The 23,040-nt window shown below is 43.2% G+C and carries 19 protein-coding genes, 1 tRNA gene, 3 pseudogenes and 1 riboswitch; of the genes and pseudogenes, 3 read left to right on the forward strand and 20 right to left on the reverse strand.

What is annotated here, in order from left to right:
* Positions 1-38: 38 nt before the first annotated feature.
* The 16 genes and pseudogenes from gntK to IOC57_RS10400 form a co-directional block, all read right to left on the reverse strand.
* Complete coding sequence (gntK, locus tag IOC57_RS10320; RefSeq protein WP_207438654.1) at positions 39-1,583, reverse strand: gluconokinase; 1,545 nt, start codon at positions 1,581-1,583, stop codon at positions 39-41.
* Between the two features lie 22 nt (positions 1,584-1,605).
* Positions 1,606-1,836, reverse strand: a pseudogene (locus tag IOC57_RS10325) (GntT/GntP/DsdX family permease).
* A 248-nt stretch (positions 1,837-2,084) separates the two neighbouring features.
* Positions 2,085-2,354, reverse strand: a pseudogene (locus tag IOC57_RS25840) (GntT/GntP/DsdX family permease).
* A gap of 226 nt (positions 2,355-2,580) precedes the next feature.
* Positions 2,581-3,279 carry an ATP-binding protein gene (locus IOC57_RS10340; protein ID WP_207438656.1) on the reverse strand — a complete coding sequence of 233 codons (699 nt, stop codon included), beginning with the start codon at positions 3,277-3,279 and terminating at the stop codon, positions 2,581-2,583.
* On the reverse strand, positions 3,276-3,770 hold the full coding sequence (locus IOC57_RS10345) for an ECF transporter S component (protein ID WP_207438657.1): 495 nt from the start codon (positions 3,768-3,770) through the stop codon (positions 3,276-3,278). The genes IOC57_RS10340 and IOC57_RS10345 overlap by 4 nt, the downstream gene beginning before the upstream one ends.
* A gap of 2 nt (positions 3,771-3,772) precedes the next feature.
* A complete protein-coding gene (locus tag IOC57_RS10350) occupies positions 3,773-4,357 on the reverse strand; it encodes a cob(I)yrinic acid a,c-diamide adenosyltransferase (RefSeq protein WP_207438658.1) in 585 nt (194 codons plus the stop codon).
* A gap of 14 nt (positions 4,358-4,371) precedes the next feature.
* Positions 4,372-4,836 carry a bifunctional adenosylcobinamide kinase/adenosylcobinamide-phosphate guanylyltransferase gene (locus IOC57_RS10355; protein ID WP_286184717.1) on the reverse strand — a complete coding sequence of 155 codons (465 nt, stop codon included), beginning with the start codon at positions 4,834-4,836 and terminating at the stop codon, positions 4,372-4,374.
* The gene (locus IOC57_RS10360; RefSeq protein ID WP_207438659.1) at positions 4,752-5,369 is read right to left on the reverse strand and encodes a histidine phosphatase family protein; all 618 of its coding nucleotides are present in this window, start codon (positions 5,367-5,369) and stop codon (positions 4,752-4,754) included. Before IOC57_RS10360 ends, IOC57_RS10355 begins: the two co-directional genes overlap by 85 nt.
* Positions 5,327-6,118 carry an adenosylcobinamide-GDP ribazoletransferase gene (cobS, locus tag IOC57_RS10365; protein ID WP_207438660.1) on the reverse strand — a complete coding sequence of 264 codons (792 nt, stop codon included), beginning with the start codon at positions 6,116-6,118 and terminating at the stop codon, positions 5,327-5,329. Before cobS ends, IOC57_RS10360 begins: the two co-directional genes overlap by 43 nt.
* Complete coding sequence (locus tag IOC57_RS10370) at positions 6,115-6,690, reverse strand: bifunctional adenosylcobinamide kinase/adenosylcobinamide-phosphate guanylyltransferase (RefSeq protein ID WP_207438661.1); 576 nt, start codon at positions 6,688-6,690, stop codon at positions 6,115-6,117. Before IOC57_RS10370 ends, cobS begins: the two co-directional genes overlap by 4 nt.
* Positions 6,663-7,736: a threonine-phosphate decarboxylase CobD gene (cobD, locus tag IOC57_RS10375; protein ID WP_207438662.1), complete on the reverse strand. Its 1,074-nt coding sequence runs from the start codon at positions 7,734-7,736 to the stop codon at positions 6,663-6,665. Before cobD ends, IOC57_RS10370 begins: the two co-directional genes overlap by 28 nt.
* Complete coding sequence (cbiB, locus tag IOC57_RS10380; protein WP_207438663.1) at positions 7,711-8,676, reverse strand: adenosylcobinamide-phosphate synthase CbiB; 966 nt, start codon at positions 8,674-8,676, stop codon at positions 7,711-7,713. The genes cobD and cbiB overlap by 26 nt, the downstream gene beginning before the upstream one ends.
* The gene (locus IOC57_RS10385) at positions 8,673-10,145 is read right to left on the reverse strand and encodes a heme ABC transporter ATP-binding protein (protein ID WP_207438664.1); all 1,473 of its coding nucleotides are present in this window, start codon (positions 10,143-10,145) and stop codon (positions 8,673-8,675) included. Before IOC57_RS10385 ends, cbiB begins: the two co-directional genes overlap by 4 nt.
* Positions 10,146-10,151: 6 nt before the next feature.
* Entirely contained in the window at positions 10,152-11,207 is a 1,056-nt protein-coding gene (locus tag IOC57_RS10390) for a FecCD family ABC transporter permease (RefSeq protein WP_286184718.1), read from the reverse strand.
* A complete protein-coding gene (locus tag IOC57_RS10395; RefSeq protein ID WP_207438741.1) occupies positions 11,170-12,135 on the reverse strand; it encodes an ABC transporter substrate-binding protein in 966 nt (321 codons plus the stop codon). The genes IOC57_RS10390 and IOC57_RS10395 overlap by 38 nt, the downstream gene beginning before the upstream one ends.
* A gap of 173 nt (positions 12,136-12,308) precedes the next feature.
* A riboswitch (cobalamin riboswitch) is annotated at positions 12,309-12,485 on the reverse strand.
* Positions 12,486-12,567: 82 nt separating this feature from the next.
* Positions 12,568-13,436, reverse strand: a pseudogene (locus IOC57_RS10400) (polysaccharide deacetylase family protein).
* Positions 13,437-13,637: 201 nt separating this feature from the next.
* Between IOC57_RS10400 and IOC57_RS10405 the strand changes: the two are divergent.
* Positions 13,638-13,711: transfer RNA gene (locus IOC57_RS10405), tRNA-Arg, on the forward strand.
* A 252-nt stretch (positions 13,712-13,963) separates the two neighbouring features.
* On the opposite strand, the gene IOC57_RS10410 is transcribed toward IOC57_RS10405, so the two are convergent.
* Positions 13,964-15,946, reverse strand: a complete 1,983-nt coding sequence (locus IOC57_RS10410; protein WP_207438665.1) for an acyltransferase family protein — start codon at positions 15,944-15,946, stop codon at positions 13,964-13,966.
* 522 nt (positions 15,947-16,468) lie between these two features.
* On the opposite strand from IOC57_RS10410, the gene IOC57_RS10415 reads away from it, so the two are divergent.
* A complete protein-coding gene (locus tag IOC57_RS10415; protein ID WP_207438666.1) occupies positions 16,469-16,618 on the forward strand; it encodes a hypothetical protein in 150 nt (49 codons plus the stop codon).
* Positions 16,619-16,829: 211 nt separating this feature from the next.
* Here the strand turns inward: IOC57_RS10415 and IOC57_RS10420 are convergent, their stop codons facing one another.
* The gene (locus IOC57_RS10420; RefSeq protein ID WP_207438667.1) at positions 16,830-19,022 is read right to left on the reverse strand and encodes a DNA topoisomerase III; all 2,193 of its coding nucleotides are present in this window, start codon (positions 19,020-19,022) and stop codon (positions 16,830-16,832) included.
* A gap of 225 nt (positions 19,023-19,247) precedes the next feature.
* On the opposite strand from IOC57_RS10420, the gene IOC57_RS10425 reads away from it, so the two are divergent.
* Positions 19,248-20,798, forward strand: a complete 1,551-nt coding sequence (locus IOC57_RS10425; RefSeq protein WP_207438668.1) for an ABC-F family ATP-binding cassette domain-containing protein — start codon at positions 19,248-19,250, stop codon at positions 20,796-20,798.
* Positions 20,799-20,898: 100 nt separating this feature from the next.
* On the opposite strand, the gene IOC57_RS10430 is transcribed toward IOC57_RS10425, so the two are convergent.
* Together IOC57_RS10430 and IOC57_RS10435 are read right to left on the reverse strand one after the other, a co-directional pair.
* A complete protein-coding gene (locus tag IOC57_RS10430; protein WP_286184719.1) occupies positions 20,899-22,086 on the reverse strand; it encodes a class I SAM-dependent methyltransferase in 1,188 nt (395 codons plus the stop codon).
* A 33-nt stretch (positions 22,087-22,119) separates the two neighbouring features.
* Positions 22,120-23,028, reverse strand: a complete 909-nt coding sequence (locus IOC57_RS10435) for a phosphotransferase (protein ID WP_207438669.1) — start codon at positions 23,026-23,028, stop codon at positions 22,120-22,122.
* Positions 23,029-23,040 lie beyond the last annotated feature (12 nt).

Consider the following 23,040-nt stretch of genomic DNA (forward strand, 5'->3'; position numbering starts at 1 on the left):
GAAGCACAGTGCTTATGCATCTGTGCTTCCCCTAAAAATTATTCTAAATGACGTCTTTGGAAATCAGCGATCCTCTTGTAGTCGCCTTCCAATTGCCTGCTCACGGATAAATAAATCGACATTAATTCTTCATACACTTTAACGTTCTCTTCGATTGGGACAAGTTCATTCGTTTCACCAACCATCCCCTCAACCTCGTCAAGGCTTTCGATTTCGCCTAAAGCATATAATCCAAGAACAGCTGCACCTAAGCTCGAACTCTCAAAGCTTTCAGGAATTGTCACGTTTTGATTGAATATATCCGCCATGATTTGGCGCCAGAGCTTTGAGCGGACAAATCCGCCGCTTGCATGAATCTTCTCGGGGCCGCCCGTCAACTCCTTCACAGCAAGTAGGACACTGTACAAGTTATACATCACACCCTCCAGCACTGCCCGGACCATATGGTCACGAGTGTGATGAAGCGCCAGTCCGAAGAAGGAGCCCCTTGCATCGGCACTCCATAACGGCGCCCGTTCCCCTGCCATATACGGGTGGAATATCAACCCATCAGAACCAGGTGCAATATTAGAAGCCATATCCGTCAGGATCTCATAGGAGTCCTGTCCCGAAGCCTTCGCTTTTTCGATTTCCACTCGGCCCAATTGATCGCGTGCCCATCGGAAGGTGATTCCCCCATTGTTGACCGGTCCGCCGATTACCCAATGATTCTCAGTAAGGGCATAGCAGAATGTCCTGCCTTTGGGATCGGTAAGCGGCCGGTCACTGACGGTTCTTACCGCACCGCTCGTTCCGATTGTCACTGCCAGAACGCCTGGCTTGATTGCGTTTTGCCCTAAGTTGGCAAGCACACCATCACTCGCTCCAATCACAAACGGGGTACCAGCATGAATATTCATTTTTGCAGCTAATTCCTCACTTAAGCCTGAGAGGATATGCGTTGTAGGGACAAGTGTCGGCAGCTTGTCAGCCCCAATCCCAGCAATGGTGAGTGCCTCTTCATCCCACTTCAGGTCATTCAAATTGAACATGCCCGTTGCAGAAGCGAGCGAATAATCCATCACATACTCATTGAAAAACTTATAGATGATGTATTCTTTAATTCCTATAAACTTGTCCGTTTCGTTAAAAGTCACGGGATGCTCACTTCTTAACCACATTACTTTCGTGATTGGGGACATTGGGTGAATGGGTGTTCCCGTCCTGTGATACAATTGTCCCCCCTGTTCCGAAGCCTTCAATTTCTCCGCATAGGAAACACTACGATTATCGGCCCATGTAATGCTATTCGTCAGCGGGCTGCCATCTTTCCCCATTGCGATCAAGCTATGCATCGCTGAACTGAACGATATGAAGCCCAGTTCTTGCTTTTCTATTCCGCTTGCAATCATAACCTCGCCTATTGCGATGATGACCGCTTTATAAATTTCTTCGGGATCTTGTTCCGCTACGGAAGGAGTTGGACTGTGAAGGGGATATCCCTTCGAACAAGATTGGACAACCTCCCCCGCTTTTGAAAAAAGAACAACCTTCGTACTCGTCGTACCAATATCGATCCCCATCATATAACCTGAATGTCCCATACTTACATCAATCTCCTCTCTCTTAAACAATTGAATTCAATAGTAGTAAGATTAGGATAAGTGAAACGACTGATATAATCGTTTCCATGACCGTCCAAGACTTTAACGTTTGTGCGACTTAAATTAAAGAACTCTTTGATCATCAAAATCCTGCATCATTCACGTGTGATAGAATTAATGAACCTGAACCGATCGCAAGGACCAGCCATTCAATAATAACTCCTGGTATAGAAGAGATGATCGGCAGCACGATACCTACCGCAGTTGTTTAACGGCATTTGCAAAGAATTCCTGAATGCAATCTTCGCTGCTGGATGTGGAGGCATTAAACCATGTACAGTCGATAATCGGCTAACATGGAAATCCCGATTCCCCAAAAGAATAAACCCTTATTTTTTGCAATCGTATATGCGGTTGGAATAGGAAAACGAGCCCACCTTCGAAGAATACGGACATCCCTACCATGAAGGCAACTTTCAACATCATCTCCCAATGGACTTTCTATTCACCGAACATATCCAAAAGGGTATTCGCAACCCTTTCTGCACCGCCCGACTCGGCCGTCATCTTTCCAAGCAGGGTACCTAAACCGACAATTAGTGCTATCTAACCAAGAGTATTACCTCCCCCTGTCTGAACAGCATCTGCAACATCCGGATTATCCATACCTGCGGTAATCCCTAAAATGATGGAGGCGAGAAGGAACGCAATAAATGGGTGCCATTTTGCTTTGGCTTTGATAACGATGTAAACAAGCGCATAAACCAACAACTATCGGTAGGGATCAATCCCAACCTTTGGAATCCCTTTACTCTCTCTATCTAACTAAGCTCAGAAGAATATTTTACAGGAATAACATAACAATACATAGAAAGAGTTATTCAATCATTCACTCTAAATCAGGATAAGGCATCCCTAAAGGGAAGATTTCAATGAAAAAAGCATCGAACCAGTTCATTGTGAACTAAACTCGATACCTGATTCAATCATGAAATGATCACTCACCAATAAAAAGAGGGCCGGATCGGTGCTTGATTTCTTCCTCCAGTTGTTCAGGATAAGCAATGAGGAAGGAAGTTGATGGTCCTGATGATTTTTCAATATCGACTTTATTACTTATATGCACAGAAACACCTTCACCGCTTTGATCCAGATGCTCCCATTCATATGCTATCCCTTTTGAGCCCACTGGAAGTGCCTGAACGCCTTCCATTTCACAGAGGCTTTTATATAAAGGTAATGGTGCGATCCATTCTTGCTGTTCCATTACTTCTTCTCCAACGAGCGGTCTGCCGATCAGAGCGATTTTCCGTAAAGGATGCTGCTTTTTAACGCATTCCTCTACTCGTTTACCAATCACCATAAGACCAAGTGCTGATTGAAGAAGCGGCATGTTACTTTCTGTGCTGCCAGTAATGGGAAGGTTCCCCATTCCCAATTCCTTCAGCCCCTTCCTGACACCCCTGCCCAAATCCTCCCAGGCTTCATCCCCGCAGAAATTATTTAGAACGACGGATACTGGACTTCCGCCAACGCCCAAACACTCCATGACCGCAACCCGAAAGGAATAATATCCAACGACATCATAAGGGACATGGACAAGATCCTTTTCCTTCTGGCCGATTCCACCGCTATTATCACTTGAAACAATCAATGATTCTGATTCGGAAAATGGTAAAATCAATGAATCACTCATTTTACGAGTCCATCTTTAAAAATCATTTTTTTCAAAACAGGCTCCAAGCGTGGCAGTAAAAGAGCCGCCAATCCTACATTTACCGCCGTCGCCGCCGTTAATCCCGGTACCAGTAACGTGTAAAAACCAGGGCTGATCAGAACTGCGAATGGCAGGGCTAAAACGAAGGCATTGCCGATAAAGAAAAGGAAAAACGCACCTACTTTTTTCCCGTGTATATATAAAATGCCAAACATCCATGCGAGGACTGCCATTTCGACCATGATCAAAAAGTGGAATGGCCCCAGTGGCATGCCGCCGATGAATGCCGAAATGATATGACCAAGCCCAGCTACAATAGCCCCCGATACCGGGCCAAGTATGATGGCAGCCAAAAGGGCTGGAAAACTATCCAAAGCGATACTCCCAATCGGGGAAGGGATTTTAATCATTGCCCCTACTGCCGATAAGGCGACGAATATAGCAATTGCACTAATTTTTCTTACGTCCATGTTTACTCTTTTTCCTTTCTTTTCCCTCCACGGAACACATTTGCGCTGCGGATATATTCCACATCTTTCACACCAAGACGGAAATTGATCACCCGTGCAACAGCAAAGAAGTAATCCGACAAACGATTTAAATACTGAAGTGATAATGGTGAAACGGCCGCACCCGACTTGATCAATGAAACGACCAATCGTTCCGCCCTTCTTGTAACGGTACGGGCAATGTGAATGGTTGCAGCCGCTTTTGAGCCGCCAGGCAGGATGAACTTTTCCAGCTCTGGCGCTTCGAGTATGAAGGCATCTATCCGTTCTTCCAAATAGGTAATGGCCTCATCCGTCAGCTTTTGCGGGGCCTTCTCGGAAACGGTTGCCAAATCGCCGCCACAGTCAAACAACTCATGCTGGATTTTCTCTAGATCGGCCAATACATCCGTAAATATCGCAGGATCCAATTCTGTCACCGCAAGACCGATATAGCTATTCACTTCATCCACCGTTCCATAAGATTCTACACGGATGTCATCCTTGTAGAGCCGACCACCAATTACGCTTGTTTGTCCTTTATCCCCTGTACGTGTATAAATTTTCATCCCCATTACCTCCTCTACTTTATTCGCTGGTTAATTCCATACCAGATGATATCGACGCGCCTTGATAAGGATGCTACATCTTGAAAGACCCAGCCGCAGGCATCGCGCCATCTGCGATCTCTTGCTTCCATCGGGACAATGCCCTTGGAAATATCAGAACCGATCACAATACAGTTGTGTTCATCCCGTTCTTTCTCCCATATTCGCCAATCATCGATGATTTCCTTCCATTTTTTTCGAATCGAATCTGGATCCAGCTTTTCTGCATCTTGTTGAATCCATGCATCCAACCCTTGCAATACAACAGTCTTGCCTTGAAAATCAATCAATTCCGGCCGTTCTTTACGATAACCGGATAGCCATAGGACATCATCTTCCAAACCATACAATTGCTTTACCCATTCAGTTTTTCCGTTATAGGCGCCTCCTGTAACAAAGTGCAGCGGTCTCCCCTCCTTAAGCTGTTCCGGTCTTCCCATATCAGCTCGTATCCCCTGCCATGGGAAATCTCCCAATCAAAAAAATTCTTTTCGTTCGGGGCATGGCGGACCAATAAATCACGAATTACCCCTCCATGCGTCATTAGGGCCATTCGGTTCTCCTTACAGGCTATCAATTGGTTCCAGCCATTATTAACACGTTCGGAAAATGCCGGATAGCTTTCACCCCCAGGCACCAGTGCCTCCATTGGACGTTCCAGCCAATTAAGATACTCTCCATCTGCCTTCAGCTCATGATACGTCCGCCCTTCCCAACTGCCGAAGTTCATCTCACGGAACAAAGAGTTTTGGACAGGAACCGCATGTGGAAACAACAGTCGTGCGGTTTCCACACAACGGGGCAAATCACTGCTATGAATTTTTTCATACTGCGGGTAAGAGCCCCTTAAGTCCAGTATTTCCTTTTCTCCTTCGATACTTAATGGAGAATCCGTCCATCCTAAATAAGCCTTTCGCTCATTTGCTACTGTCAGCCCATGGCGAAGTAGTGTAATAGCCACAATGTCACCCATAACCAAAGCTCAACCCCTTCCACGGATGCCCCCAGTACATCTCCGGTTATCCCACCGAACCAACTGACGATTTTACATTTTATATAAACCAGGAAAAACATCGCAGCCAGGCACATGATGAAAAATAAGGTGACAAGCTTAAAATCGATGATCCAGGCAAACGCCAGACTCACAAGGAGGTACAGCCAATAAATGGGCAAACTGCTTTTCCTTCCTGCACTTTGAAAAAAAGCACCGAGCCCTTCTTTTTTAGCCAGCGGCATCTGGATGAGTAAATAACCCATCACACATTTGCTTAAGAGTGGAAGGGCAATGATCAAGAAGTATGTCCATTCATTTACCCTTTCGACAATTTCATAGATAAATATGAACCGGGCAGCCAAAAGGACGATGACGGAGATGACACCGAATGCACCTGTCCTGGAATCCTTCATGATTTCCAGTCGCCGCTCTTTATCCTGATAGGAAAAAAAAGCATCACTTGCATCGATCCAACCATCAAGGTGCAGCCCCCCCGTTAATGCCATCGTCAAAAACCAAAGGAAAAAGGCAATCGCAAGCGATGACAAGGGGGTCCATTCCACTAGTGCATACAAAACACCGCCCAATATCAAGCCTAGCAGAAGACCTACTAATGGAAAGGTTTGAATGGCACGGTGAATATATTTCTTCTCCATCGGAAGCTGCTTCTTTATGGGAAAAACCGTAAAGAACTGCAGGTTAATTATAAATCCGATCACTCCGCTCATTCCTGCATGCCCCCTTTCTTCCGCAATGGAATTCCCGCTTCTACAAGATAGGCTTCATCCGCCTGCCCGACGATCGTTTGATGGAGCTGGCCCAGTATTTTTCCGTATATATGGAGGAAATCATCCTGGAAAATCGGTTCCTGCACCAATTCATTGCTCACGACTATTAAACAGCTGGATTGTTTTCTTATCTCCTTGATCCCGGTTATTATTTTTGAAAAAACGCTAGCTAAAAATTCTTCTTCTAGCGGAATGCCAGAACCAAATAGTTCATTATCAAGCAGGGTTGTCAGACAATCGAGCAGAATTATGGAATCCTGATCAATGTCCGCGCCTATTCTTGTAATATCCGTTGCGTATTCGGAAGTTTTCCAAGCAATCGGGCTGCTTTCTCTATCTTTCCGGTGCCTAAGGATCCGTTCAGCCATTTCAACATCACTGACACGGCCACAGGCGAGGTAATGCAAGTTGCCATCCATTTGGAGTGCATACTCCAGGGCTTTTCTTTCTGCGAAGCTGCTTTTTCCGGAACGGACACCCCCGGTTATAAAACAGAGCCTTGCTTTCTCCACTGTCTTACCCCCTCCATCAGTGCTTCGTTATCATGTTCACTCTTCACTGCAAACCGAAGCCACCTTCCATCCAAACCCGGGAAATTATAGGTATGGCGCGATACGATTCCCTTTTTCAGCAAAAAAGGGAAAAGGGATAAGGATTCATCTTTAACCAAATAAAAATTAACTGTGCTATCGGAGACATTCAACCCTTGCTCCTCATAAAACCGGAATAGTTTTTGCTTTTGCCATGCAATATAGTCTCTTGTTTTTTTCATATAGGCTTCTTCTGCAAGACAGATTTTCCCTACCTCAAGTGCCACATGGTTGACGCTCCAATGCGGTTTATACTTTCTTACCCGTTTTATGATGTCAGGTGCCGCAAGCAAATAGCCTAGTCTCAAACCCGGAATTGCAAAGATTTTAGTCATTGATCTTAGAATGAGTAAATGAGGAAATACATTGATTAAAGAAGCATAACTAAAGGCATCTTCCGTAAAATCATAAAAAGCCTCATCCAAGACAACCAGGCAATTCGCTTTTTGGCATTCCATGATCAATTCCCTGACGGCATCCCTCTTAAATGAAACACCTGTCGGATTATTAGGCGTACATAAGAAAATTGCATCATAATCGGGTAATCGGGGAATCAAACGATCCAAGTCCAATTGCCACTCAGGATCATCAAGCTGGTGAAAATCGACGTTACATCCAGCTGCCAAACAAGCTTCAGCATATTCCGCAAAGGCCGGCTGTATGATTAGCACCCTTTGATTCGCTAAACCGTTCGCTACCAACATGATTATTTCAGCACCACCGTTCCCCATCAAAACGGATTGCTCAGGAAGAGCTTCTTTTTTTGCAATTGATTTTGTCAGTTCAATGGCATGCGGATCTGGGTATTGAAGGATTCCTTCAAAAAAACCAGACCACTGTTCCTTTATGCGTAAAGGCGGACCCAATGGGTTGATGTTAGCACTGAAGTCGAGAACCGATTCTGGCATTTCGATTTCCAGTGCTTCGTAAAGATAATGAGGATTAGATCCATGAGAAGGTAATGTCAAGAATAAGTCCCCCTAGCCATAGCATCAGTAGAAATAGAAAAGATGACCGATGCATGATGGTAATCGTTTGTGGTATATGTTTTGCTTCCAATCGAACAAGCGGAACTCCCATCCTCGCACGGTCGGAAACTATTCCCTTGTACCTATTCCGGCCTCCAAGCTGGATTCCCAAAATGGCAGCAACGCCTGCTTCACACCACCCGCTATTCGGGCTTGGATGTTTTTTTGCATCATGGAATAATATCTTCCACCTAGCACCAAATCCATGATGGCCGGATTTCGAGCTCAGCAACATCAGGAACCCGGTGAGCCGGCTGGGAATCCAGTTGACGATATCATCGAGCTTGGCTGAAGCCCAGCCGAATTGCCCATATTTATCATTTTTGTACCCTACCATGGAATCGCAGGTATTAATCGCTCTGTACACCATCGAGAGCGGCGCACCGCCAATGGCTGCCCAAAACATAGGGGCTGTAATACCATCACTGGTATTTTCCGCTACGGTTTCCACGGTGCCCCTGACGATTTCGGATTCATCAAGATCGGCAGTATCACGGCCCACGATATAGGAAAGCTTTAGCCTCGCTTCAGGAAAATCCCTTTCATTCAGCGGAAGGCATACGTCCATGCCAGCTTGCTTCAAGCCCTTCTGAGCTATCGTAGTAGAAATGACAACAGCTTCCCAAAGGATACCTGCAAGCGGATGGATTCGATAAGCTAAATAGACGGTAAGACCAGTAATCAATACCACCACCGATAAGACGATGAACAACATGAAAAGTCCATTCCGTTTCATATATGTTCCTCTATTGAATGCCAGATCCATCTTGCTTATCATCGATCCTATCCATTTGACTGGATGCGGCCAATTTGGCGGGTCACCAATTATTAGATCAATGAAAAACGCCAGCGTAACTGCAAAAAGATGATGGTAAATCATAAATCCTCAATCCGTTTCCGATTATTCATTAATGCTTCCACTGTACAATCATATACACCACGACTGATCAGCTTCCCTAACGGGGTGATGGTGCCTGCATATTGAAGTTTTGCCCCTCTTTGAGTTGCCGCAATCAAAATGCTGTCCGTCGATGTTCCTGTTGCACATGTATTTGTCACCTTATCCAAGACATGCAGATCATGAAGCGCTTTTACTTTTGCCTCGGTCGCGGTAACTATGCTGTGGATGAAAGCCTCTTCTGCCAAATGCCCATTTACGAATATCCATGTATTTATCGTTCCTGGAGCGGAATTCCAAGAATGCCGGTCAGCTAAAGAAGCATCGATGGCATTTCCTACTCCAGCCGTCACGATAATAAAAACAGAGAAATCTTCACCTCTTAATAGTTTGAAGGCATACGTATCGAGCAAGACAGCTGTCATCATCCCTACCGTTTCCTGGGGTTCAAAACCATGGGTTTTTAAATAGTCGGCCATTTCAACATGATGATCCTCGCAATCATAGCCATGATGGACGTGCCTATTCACAAAATATTTATGCCAGCCCGTCCCCGAACCAGTCACTCCAGAAGACATCGTTCTAAGCATGATCGGAGAATCCAATTGAATCATCTCAGGTCCGACTGTCAGATAAGAATCATCAATTTCCAATGGCGTGGTATCATGTCCATGCTTATCCGGAACGATGAACATCTGCGGTTTCGGAAGGGCGGGATGTGGATGTTTTTCGATCGTTGTATGATATACACCCTGAATCCGTTCCTGTTGGAGGACTTCATTCGGCACATCAACAACCTGAATTTGCCCTTTCTCAAGCAACATAAGCCGATCACAATATAATCCAGCCAAATTCAAGTCATGAAAAATTGAAATAACGGTCAACTTCTGCTCTTTTGCCATTTTCCTCATTAGATCAAGAAGATCTTTTTGATAGGAGAGATCCAAGTGGTTCGTAGGTTCATCCAAAAAAAGAATTTCCGGCTCTTGGGCAAGTGCCTGTGCCAGCAAGACACGCTGTCTCTCCCCTCCTGATAAACGGTCAAAATGAAGATTCTGAAAATCAGCTACTCCCGTTTGTTCCATAACCCGTTGGACAATCGTTTCATCTTCTGCTGACCAACTATGGAACCAACCTGATTGATGGGCATATCGCCCAAGTGATACCGTCTCTTTTACCGTATAGGAGAAAGCCAATGAGGAATGTTGAGGGAGCACAGCAATGACCTGTGCAAGTTGTTTAGACGAATAATCCTTCAAATCCCTACCTCTTATCCGTATGCTTCCGCCCTTATAATCGAGCACCCCGCTAAGCATACTTAAAAGCGTCGTTTTTCCGCTGCCATTAGGACCTAGAATCCCGAATAATTCCCCTTTATGCACATCAAAAGAGACAGAGTCCAAAACAGCTTTGTTGTCATACCCGCCTGTTAACCCTTTAACTTCAAGCATCCGCTTTTACCCTTCTCTCCGTCTCTTTAATAAAATCAGAGCAAATGCAGGTGCTCCGATAAGTGAGGTGATCACACCGATCGGCAGTTCCGATGGGGCAATGATCGACCGTGCTACAAAATCCGCCAATATTAAGAATCCACTTCCTATCAGCAATGACAATGGAAGCAAATGTTTATGGTCAGGCCCCCAAATCTTTCGGACAAAATGGGGAATGACCAATCCTACAAAGCCAATCGTCCCGGAAACGGCAACGGATGCCCCTGTCAAAATCGAACCGGCTATCAAGATCCACATTTTCCGCCGCTTAACATTCACACCTAAGTGTTTTGCCCGGTCTTCCCCGAAAGTCATCGCATTCAATTCGCTTGTATTCATGATCAAGGTCAACGAACCAATAATAAAAAACGGCAAAATGATTGCAATATAATTCCAGCCGCGCATAGAAACGCTTCCCATCAGCCAGCCGATGATTTGTCTTAATTCCTCACCCGTCAGTGCAATCATCAATGAAATGAAGGCACTTAAAAACGAGCTGAAAATGATTCCTGTTAAAATGATCGTTTCCACTTTCATCGATCGATCCATCTTTTTTGCAAAAGTCAGTACGCAGAGCATCGTGAGCACTGAGCATATGATGCTCAATGCCGGAAGAGTATATAAACCGATGAATGGCAGTGATATATTCAAGAAGATTGTCAATACGGCGCCGACTGATGCTCCTGATGAAATACCTAATGTGTAAGGATCAGCGAGTGGGTTCCGGAGCAGTCCCTGAAATGCTGCACCCGCAATCGCAAGCGATGCCCCAACCAAACCCGCAAGCAACACACGCGGCAAGCGTATATTCATCACGATATTCGTTAGCATCGCATCCGGATCAGCCGCAATCGGTAAATGGAAAATCTCCTTGCCAATTATTTGCATAAGTATGGGGATCGGGACTGGCACCGAACCAAAGGAAATGCCTATCGTCATTGCGAATAACAAAAATAACAACGCAATCAAATAAGCAAACGTCCATTTAGTTGTCAAATAGGTTCGGATAGACTGATTTGGCAAGTTCCTCTACTCCCTCTATTAAGCGTGGACCGGAACGGGTAACCAGATCAGAATGGACATCAAAGACTTGGCCATTCTTAACAGCATTTACGTCTTGCCATCCTTTTCGGCCCTTCACTTCACTTACTGAATCTTTCGTATAATAACCATACGTTGTAATGATGACATCCGGATTGGCAGCAATCATCGACTCTTCATCAATTTTTGCCCAACCGTCCAATTCAGCAGCAGCATTATCCGCTGAAATAATAGTAAGCATTTCATTCATGAAAGTATTTTTTCCAGGTGTGTATATTTCCGGTGAAGGCGAAACTTCCACTAACACGGTCTTCCTATCCGCTTCCTTTACGGATTTGACTTTTTCCTGGATGTCCTTGAGCTTCGTTTTCATATCCGCAACGATTTCTTTTGCCTTATCATGTTCTCCCGTTGCCTGTCCAATCATTTCAATAGACTCATAGACTTGGTCAAAGCTTTGTGCATCATTGACTACAAGGACATCTATTCCAGCATCCCTGAGCTGCTGTAAACCTTCATTTGAATTATGGGCACTTGATGCATGCGCTAGAACAAGGTCAGGTTTCATGGAGACAATCAGCTCCGTGTTCATTTCCATTCCGCCAACTTTTTCAATTTCTTTCGTTTCTTCCGGGTAATTATCATTGTCGGAAACACCAACGACCTTTTTACCCAAACCAAGTGCAAAGACCACTTCCGTATTACTTGGTATCAACGAAACGATTTTCTTCGGTTTTTGTTCTATCGCTACTTTTTCCCCTGTTGCATCTTTAATCGTAATCGGGAAAGCTTCGTTTTGACCATGATTCGTTTGCTGCTTTTCTTTTCCTTCATCAGTAGCATCACTGCAGCCAACCATCATGCCCGCAGTAAGCAACATCAACAGTATCAGACCAAAAATTTTCTTCATTTTCATTCCCCACAATCTTTTCATTTAATTTCTTCCCACCTATTAAAGAAAACGCATTTCCGGAAGGTCCCCCAAAACAAAAAGCACCTCCCGTTAAACGGAAGATGCTTGTATGGCAACATATCAATACGGACTCTTTGGGCCTGCCACACACCTTCCCATCCGCGTAGGTTACAGGTGTACGAATTCTGGCAGGTCTCCTGGCTCATGGTCATCGTCAACGGCACCTTCCCATATTTACAATACAGTGGTACACAGCCGTCAGCTCCCATATACAGTGGCGGGACCGCGCTGGCATTTCACCAACTTCCCTTTTAAGTCATTAAGACACCAAATCGTTCATATATAAATTTCACTGCCTTCATTATACACCATGTAAGAACCGATTATTATATGATTTTTCTGACTGGCTTCAAAATGGCCCGTCCACCTTCAATGATTTGAAGCATTTTCAATCAGTGAAGCACACCCCTCGACTGATAACTCCGGTGAAATCCTAACTCGATGCAGGGCATGCATCCCTTGGTCCCTTGAAGCCCCCCCAGGTTCGGTAGTGACTGCCATCTTGTATCCGGCTTCTTCCGTCAGCCTGAGACTCTCTTCGTTATACCGGCCAACCGGATAGGAAAGCACTGTCGTGTCCTGTCCTAGGATACGGTCGAATAGCTCCTTTGACTGAACCATTTCCGCTTCTTGCTGCTCTGCCGCCATGCGGTTCAGCTCCAAATGGTTGATTGTATGACTTTCGATCGAAATCCCATCCCTGCTCATCTCCATCATTTGATATTCAGTCAGGTGATGACCTTGATCAATGGTCTTCCCGATCATGAAGACAGTTGCATTCATATCATTTTCTTTTAATATTGGGAATGCCTCGTAGTTATCTGCATAGCCATCATCAAAAGTATCCAGACGCACTTCTCACTAGGCATCCGATTCTCGGTTAAAACGAGGAATGCCTCTTCAGGGGATAATGTATAGTAACCATTCTCCCGAAGCCAAGCCACCTGAGATTGGAATTCCTCCCTTGGAACCCGAAGGCCATTCCCATCTGAAATGCTGTGATACATCAAGATTGGAAGCTGGACCGCGGACTTGGCCGTTATCCAGTCTCTCGTATCGATTTGATCCTCCAAATCCTGTCCGGTCCCATTCTCAGCTGCTTCGGCAACTTCAATGTCATCTTCCGCAATCGGCCCAGCCGTCTTTGTGCCTATACTCTCTAATATCCCTTGTGAACAGCCAGGTAAAATCAAAATCCCCAGCAATGCCACTATCCTTAAAACTCTATATCTTTTCACTATCATTCCCCTAATTTTTTCTAGTATTATAGTACCGAAAAATTAGTGAATAATAAAGTTTTCCATTTAATGAAAAAAGGGAAATATGAGCCTAAGTGGCCTGCTAAGATTTATGACGATTTTTTTTCATAAGTATAAGCTATTAGCTTGAAAAGTTTGCCTATAAGAAATATAATAAATAAGTCGTCGACTTTTATATATGTCCCAGTAGCTCAGCAGGATAGAGCGACAGCCTCCTAAGCTGTAGGTCGTAGGTTCGATTCCTATCTGGGACGCTCATAAAAAAGCCCTGTTACCACGCGCTTCTTTCGCGGAGTAACAGGGCTTTTTTATGTTGGTATAAGAACAAGTGATTTATGGGATGGAGGAAAATGCAGGCCTCAAAGCTAAATTAGGCCAAGTAACCACTGCTTCAACCAGACATATCAAAAAAACTGAGCCCTGTAAAACACAGAACTCAGATTTTTCATTTCACAAGATGACTAATATTTATACTTACAAATTTCCCTTTGGCTATACCTTACTTTTCACTCTAAGTCTATCTCGTTGATTTTTTCTTCAAAAATGGGTCCAAAACTTTCTGAATAAGTATTCGTTAAATGTCTATTGTCTCGGTAAATTATAACATTACCAATAATGGGCTGAAATTTACCGTTCACTTTAAAGTAATCTGTTAAGTCAATTTTATGCAATGATTTATTCTCTTTTTCAAATTGTCTCCAAAAGCTCTCGTCTTTCTGATTATCTACTGAATTCATTTTTTTTGTCGTTTCTTCTAGTCCATCTGTTTCTAATGATTCCAGTACATTAAAACTATATCTTGGATCATCACGAACCGCTAACACTTCCATACCATATTCATCTTTAACATACTGCAGTTGATCAACCATCTGTTGTTGTATTTTATTATTAGGCGTATCGGAAGCTGTGGCGTGAGAAATGACAAGGTCTACATCTGCATCCTTTAGATAATCGAGAACATTATTGACCCAGATACCTTTCAAATCATCATCCGCATAACCTGTTGAAAAACGTGTACCTGAACGGGTCATATTCAATACACGATAATTATCATCTTTTGTTGCTTCTAATATGGCACCTAACCAATGTTCTGAATGGGAACTCCCAATCAGGGCAATAGTAGCATCGTAATTTTCAGTTTCGCCATATTCCCCAATTTTCAAGTCACTTTCCTTCAACCCTTGGTTACTGCCGTCCAAATGCGCTTTTGGTAAATCATCGAAGACTTCAGAATATGATGGAATTGGTTCCTGATCAGGTATATCATCAGGGTTTTTTACAGCTAACGCCCCTGGATAATTTTTCTCGGTAATATTTTTTTCCAGCCTATTTTGGCCTATATATACTCCAATCAAAAGAGATCCGATCAAGAGTACATTCACACAGCCCATTATCCCGATTCTATTGAATGAGAATTTATTGTCCTTTGAGCTTCGGATTGGTTCTTCTATATATCGAGTCATTAAAAAAGAAAGGGCAATTGATGAAATAATAATAAGGGTTCCCACGATGAATCCTGGAGTTTCCTGGACATTATAACGATAGAACTCCAATAATACCCAATGCCACAAGTAGATTCCAAAAGCAATTCCACCTAGCTTCACCATTACAGGTGAACCTAAAAAGCGTTTGACACCATATTTTGTATCGCGTGTACCAGACAAAACAATGAATAATGCGCAGGTCATTGGCCATAAGGCAATATACCCCGGAAACATTTCAGATACATTGAAGACTATTCCGGTTAAAATTAAACCGATTAATCCAAGCCAACCTATCACTGTGGCAATATATTTATTTACCTTAATGGATGATAAATTGATACAGAGCAAACTGCCTAAAGCAAACTCCCATACACGTGTCATCGTAATGAAATAAGCCCATGGCTGATTAACTGAGGTTAAATATATTGAGTATATAAAAGAAGAAACAAATAATATTCCTAAAACAGTATTGATTAATGTTTTAATTTTAGTTAATTTATATTTTTTTATCAAAAATAAAATTAAAGTGAATACTAAAAACCAGATGATATAAAATTGTCCTTGTATAGACAAAGCCCAAAAGTGTTCAACCGGTGTCTTCATTTGGCTGGAATCTAAATAATCCGTGCTCGAAAAAGCCAGTTGCCAGTTTTGATAAAAGAACATGGAGGCAAATACTTCATGTATAGTTTTATCTAAAATTGATTTAGGTAATAAAAACCAACTTAAAACCAGAACAATTGCAAGAATAAAAAATACAGAAGGAAGTAATCTTTTCATTAATTTTGTGACATATGGAAGAAAACGAAACTCCCCTGTTCGGTTGATTGTGGAAACAATTGAAGTAGTAATAAGAAAACCTGAAATTACAAAGAATACATCAACCCCGCCAGAAACACGATTAAGCCATATATGATAAACTGCCACCAGCAGTGCGGCAACAACGCGCAACCCTTCGATTTCGGGTCTGAACTTACTCTCAGTATTAATTAATTTTTGATTCATTTGATTCTATCTCCTACCTTTTGTCATGCATACAATTTAAAATTATATCACTTTACAATAATGATTTGTCAACATAGTAGAAAAGGTTCGTTAATTTTCATAAGTGCGGATTTTTTCCCAACTTTTCAGCCAAGGACCCTTACAGAAAATGTACGTTTCCTAGGTACGAAGCCTACAGCTGAGCGTTACTTGCTGGAAAAACGTCAGTCCACCATGGGGCATTTTGAATATTTGGAAGCTGACGCAAACTCGGCATGTTACCACTTGTTATTTCAGATACATAATCATGTTTTTTCAAAAATATATGTTTTAACCTGTCCTATCCGGGTATACAAATACTGTAAGACATTCTCACCAAAGGAGATGATGTGCATGATGAGTACAATCAGAAGCCAATGGAACAAAGAGAATGACGCAGCGGTGTTTAGTCCCGGTGATCAGCGTTAGAGTCAATTGAAGAGTTGGATGATAATCAAGAAGGGAATTACTAGTTTTCTCACCCAAAGGAGGAGAATACTGATCATGAGTATTTACAGCCTATGGAATCCAGAGAATGATGAAGCAATTTTCAGTCCGGGTGATCAGCAGCCATTCAGTACGCTCATACGAGTAGATTCGGATAAACACACACTGACAAAACACTTGAATATGAATGACATGGCACCGTACTGAATGAAGTTGAACAGTAGATATATGGAAAGGGATGGAGCAAGCCCTCCATCCCTTTCTGCCGTCTTTTTCTTTTATACCAATTCTTCCTTCATAAAGCAGCAACCTTGTTGTCTGGAAGCCGACAAGGAAATTTCCCCCTACCTGCTCCATGCAATTAACTCCATAAAAAAGAGCCCTTCACCATGGCACTAAAAGTGAAGGACTCTTTCTTTTATTTATCGAATTTCAGTTTTGCCAAAGCATCCGCCAATGCAGTATTGATCGGCTCTTCTTTATTTTGCTTTTTCATATAATTGGATACTTCATTTTTGGATACTTTTTGATTCTTATTTTGCCCTTTTCGTTTATTGTAAGAAGAAAGTTTTTCGTGAAAACCGCATTTACAGGTGAATGTCTGTGCTGCTCCTTGACCGCGCATTTCCATCTTTTTGTGACATTGCGGGCATCTGGCATTTGTTACACGTGAAACACTTTTTTTGTTGCCGCATTCACGATCTTGGCAAACAAGCATTTTACCCTTTTTACTATTCACTTCAAGCATCAGCTTGCCGCAATCAGGGCATTTCGTTCCTGACACATTATCATGCTTGAATTTTTGGTCACTATTTTTGATTTCATGGACGATATTTTTGGCGTAGGCGCGCATATCACCGATAAAGGCCTGTTTTGGCAGCTTCCCATTTGCTATCGCAGTTAACTTTTGCTCCCATTGAGCTGTCAAAGCTGGAGATCGCAAGTCTTCAGGTGCCAATTGAAGAAGTTGTTTCCCTTTCGAGGTAACATGAAGGCTCTTTCCCCTCTTCTCTATCAAGAAGCTATTGAACAGTTTTTCAATAACATCAGCACGCGTTGCAACAGTTCCAATCCCGCCAGTTTCACCAAGGGTCTTGATGAGCTCTTTGCTTTCCCCTGCCATGAAGCGTGCGGGATTCTCCATTGCCGAAAGAAGCGACCCTTCATTGAATGGTTCCGGCGGTTTCGTTTCACCCTCTGTTTGTTTCACAGTCGAAATGGTTAAACTGTCACCCTTTTGAACGTTCGGAAGCAGTTGCTCAGCAAGTCCATCCTTAACTTCTTCCTCATCGAATTGGTGATCATAGACTTCCTTCCATCCTGATTTCAGGACGACCTTCCCTTTTGCCATGAACGTTTCCTGCCCCATTTTTGCGGTGATGGTCGTTTGTTCAAATTCAAAAGGCGGCATCAATACAGCAAGGAACCTTTTAACGACCAAATCATAGATTTTCGATTCTTTGTCGCTCAGTTTTCCTGGCAGCGGCGTTTGCTCAGTGGGGATGATAGCATGGTGATCGGAAACCTTACTATCGTCCACGAACGATTTATTGGTTTTAATCGGGCTGCGCATGATCCTCGATGCATACTGGGCATATGGTTTAATGCTTACAGCCTGTAATCTTTCTTTTAGCGTATCAACCAAATCCGTTGATAAGAAGCGTGAATCCGTTCTTGGATAAGTCAAGACTTTATGACTTTCATATAAGCGCTGCATGATCGATAACGTCTCTTTCGCCGAATAGCCGAATTTCTTATTGGCATCCCGTTGAAGTTCTGTTAAATCATATAATGAAGGGGCAAAACTTTTCTTATGGGACTTGTTCACTTCAGCCACTTCTGCACTTTTCCCCTTCACGGCTGCAAGAACCTTTTCTGCCTTGTTTTTATCAAATGTGCGGATATCCTTTGATTGTGCATCTTGCCAGATCAGGCGCAAATTGGATTCCGCAATTGCCGAAACGCCATAATATTTCTTAGGCTGGAATTGTTTTATTTCTTCTTCTTTTTTTGCAATCATCGCGAGTGTCGGCGTTTGGACCCTCCCGCAGGATAACTGAGCATTGTGCTTCGTCGTTAGGGCACGTGTCGCGTTCATCCCAACGATCCAATCCGCTTCCGCCCTTGCCACGGCAGAAGCAAATAGGTTTTCATACCCCTTGCCATCCTTCAGATTCTTAAATCCATCTTTGATCGCTTTATCCGTTACGGAGGAAATCCAAAGCCGTTTGACGGGCTTCTTCACATTCGCTTTTTCGAGAATCCAGCGCGCAACGAGTTCCCCTTCACGGCCTGCATCCGTTGCAATGATGACATCCTTGACATCATTGCGATTCATTTGTGTTTTAACCGATTGAAATTGTTTGCCTGATTGCTTGATCACGACCAATTTCAAAGTAGGCGGCAGCATGGGCAGGTCCTCAAGGCGCCACGTTTTATATTTTTCATCATAAGATTCCGGATCTGCATGGGTGACCAAATGCCCCAATGCCCAAGTGACGATATACTGTTCGCCTTCGAAAAATCCATTCCCCTTTTTCCCGCAATTCAACACTTTTGCTATATCTCTGCCGACCGAGGGTTTCTCGGCCAGTACGACTGTTTTACTCATAATAACATCCTTTCGCTTTTAAACTGGTTTCTCTATTATCTCATATAATTTATGACAGGGCGATAATGCATAGCATGGCATTGGTTCACATTAAGGGTTTCCCTTCGAGAGGCTCCCCCTTACCCACATATATGTAAATTAATAGATTAGATAGCAATCCCGTGCAGATTTTAGTATGATGAAACGTAGGGATTTTTTCAAATTAATTGGGAGGTTCAATATAAAATGAGCTTACTTTCTATAGATAAATTAGCACACAGCTTTGGCGACCGTACTTTATTCAAGGATGTATCCTTCCGCCTGATGGCCGGTGAACATGTAGGCCTGGTCGGGGCGAATGGTGTCGGGAAGTCGACGATGATGAATATCATTACAGGACAACTCATCCATGATGAAGGCCGGGTCGAGTGGACACCTGGTGTCGAATATGGCTATCTTGATCAACATACGATACTTTCCAAAGGTAAATCGATTCGCGACGTTTTAAGGGATGCCTACTTACCTTTATTCGAGCAGGAAAAGGCACTGAATGAAGTTACGGAAAAAATGGGTACGGCCACTCCGGAAGAACTTGAAGAACTCTTGGAACAAATGGGTGAAATCCAGGACAAGCTGGAAGCCGGCGGTTTTTACAATCTGGATATTAAAATTGAAGAAGCGGCACGCGGTCTAGGGTTGGATGCAATCGGATTGGACCGTGATGTCTCTGCCCTGAGCGGCGGACAGCGGACAAAGGTTTTATTAGCGAAGTTACTATTAGAACAACCGCAAGTCCTGCTGCTCGACGAGCCTACCAATTACTTGGATGTGGAGCATATCCGCTGGCTGAGCAGCTACTTAAAGGAATACCCACACGCATTTCTATTGATTTCGCATGATACTGAGTTCATGAACGGCGTCGTCGACGTCATCTTCCATCTTGAATTTTCTAAACTGACCCGTTACACGGCAACTTATGAAAAATTCCTTGAGCTGGCCGAATTGAATAAAAACCAACATATTAACGCATATGAAAAACAGCGTGAATTCATTAAGAAGCAGGAAGATTTCATTGCAAAAAATAAAGCCCGCTATTCAACGACCGGCCGCGCAAAGAGCCGTCAAAAGCAATTGAATCGCATGGAACGTATAGATCGACCAGAAACTGCAATGAAACCTACATTCGACTTTAAAGAATCTCGTGCGAGCAGCCGATATGTCTTTGAAGGTGAAGATCTGGAAATCGGATATGATCGCCCATTGCTTCCGAAGCTATCCATGACCATCGAACGAGGAGAAAAAATTGCCGTGGTCGGCTGTAACGGGGTTGGTAAATCCACTCTCTTAAAAACGATTTTAGGTAAAATCGATCCTCTAGGCGGTAAAAGATCACTTGGGGACTTCCTTTTTTCTTCTTATTTTGAACAGGAAGTGAAAGCAGGCAACACAACGCCGATCGATGAAGTATGGAATGCATTTCCGCATCTGGACCAACCGCAAGTACGTGCGATCCTAGCCCGTGTCGGTTTGAAAAACGAGCACATTACACGTCCAATGAGCCATTTAAGCGGTGGAGAACAAGCAAAAGTGCGCCTGTGTAAACTCATGCTTACCGAAAGCAATTGGCTGTTATTCGATGAACCGACCAACCATTTGGATGTAGTTGCAAAAGAAGAACTGAAACGAGCATTGAAAGAGTATAAAGGAACGATTGTCCTCGTATGCCATGAACCTGATTTCTATGAAGATTGGGTAACCAAGGTATGGGATGTAGAGGAATGGTCTGCCCAGAATTAATTTTTTAGGGATGTCGCAGAAGCGGCATCCCCTTTATTATAAAATAAAAAGCAGACTGAAAAGGCTCCTTCAGTCAGCTTTCATTCACTCAACATGCAGCTTAAACTCGTTCCGCCACCAAGGTATATGTTTTCGGAAGCCCAATATCATGGATTTTATGATTCGGTTCTTCCTCGAGTACTTTTATAACAAGCCCTGATTGGCCAATTGACGTTATAAGTTCCCCGATTGTCCATTTACGCTGTACAACTCTTGAAAGGCTCCCTTTTTCCTCATCCGGCATATGCTTTGAAAAAGCGACCTCATTGTTTTCGATTGCCGGAGCGAAATAGTTGCCTGTGATTTTATGTTTTTTACCATTTGAAGTAATGAGCTTTGTTGAAATCGGGTGAAATTCATGCAGTATGAATCGTCCTCCAGGTTTCAGCATCATTTTAATTTTATCAAATAACGGCTGCAGATCTATTAAGTAGTGAAGCACACCGAGCTCCATTAAAACCAAATCCTGATTCCCGGATTCATGCTTGGATGATAGTGAAAGTACATCCGAAACGATATACTCGATGGAGACATTGGCCCCACTGGCCAGCTCATTTGCAAACATTGCGTTTTCCTTGGAAAAATCAATAACTTTCACTTCAGCTTCCATTATGGCGAGGGCAACTGCTTTAACACCGTTCGATCCCATCAAATGAGTAATTTTTTTACCAGATATATCTCCCATATATTTAAAAAAAGGGTACAGTCTCCATTTTGGATTTTGCTTTATTTTCGATGCCAATTCCACAGGATTTCCATAACGATTGACAAGCGCTAAATAATTATTCTGGTTCCACGCCTGTTCATTTTCCGCTGTGAACCCCTGCTGCTCGGCAGATAAATAAGCATGAATCTCGGTACTGTACTTTCTCATTTCTTCGTCATATAAATAACTGTATAACGACCTGCACCAAACCTCCATATCCCCCATCTTTATAGACAAACGATAAGGGTCGGTTTTAATGGTCGTGTTAAACCGGCAGTGAACAGTGGCAGATACCCCCTCGATATCCATTAGAAAGAAGGCAGTCTCAGGACTTCTTTCAGGCTTTGTTGGGGAGTATTCAGAAAAGAGATTGAATGCCTCATTAAAGACATCCCATTGTACATCCATGTCGATTTTCTTATATTGATCAATATCCACTCCTTGCACGAACAGAGCAGATCGACCTGTATATTGGTATGGAATATTGGCTTGATCCAACATGTTCGCCATTAATGTGATTGAATGATAATAACTTGCCTTCATATGAACCTCCTAAACATTAAAAGAACTTGACAATTATTCTTCTATAGCAAATTCCAAACCGGTACTCGTAATGGCAATCAGCTCTTCATCATGGCGGTCTATCCCATAAACGAGTAATGTAACAAGCATATATATCGCTCTGAACCGGGCTAGGCTCTCTGTTTCCTTATCGATTTCACCATAGATTTCATAAAAGCCTCGGCGCGCCTCTTTTGGGAAATAACTGAATAAAAAAGAGAAATCAATGGCTGGATTCCCGACATGAACATCTCCCCAATCAATGATACCTGCAAGGACGCCTTCGTCATCAAGTAACACATTCCGGATATGAATGTCTCCGTGAACGAGTGAAATCGGATGCTGGACATCCGGTTCCCCTAGCTCTTCAATAAAATCCTTAACCGCATACGCCTGTTCAAAGTATCCTAGCTTTAATAGATTTGAGACATTTTCCATTAGCGATTTCTTTCGATAGGATACATCAAGCCTCATCATCCCATCAGGCTGCACACCTAAACGCATGGCCCTTTCCACAGGGAAACTGTGAAGGACTTTCAAAAAATGGGCGAACCTTTTTGCCGATTCGGCCTTATTTGCCAAAGTTCCTTCTACAGGCAAGTGTCCCTTTACCATTTTATAACCGGTAAAAGGATAAGGATACAAGGTACTTGGTTTCCCAAAAAAGATCGGTTCAGGGATAGCAAGCGGAAAAGTGCCTGCAATGGATGGCAAAAGCTGATTTTCCACCTGAATCAACGTAACTGCAATAGGACGGCGTGGGAAACGGAATACAAATTCCCCATTGATTTGTATGACCGTGTTATCGAAGCCCTCCCCAAGTTGCTTGATCTCTTTCAACTCAATTTCCGGAAACTGCAGGATGATCAATTTCCCTGCCAGATCCAGCGAAACTGGATATTCTGCCAACCAAGGCTTTTCCACTCCCGTTTCCCC

This window comes from Bacillus sp. SD075 (genome assembly GCF_017355165.1).
GTDB lineage: Bacteria > Bacillota > Bacilli > Bacillales > DSM-1321 > Peribacillus.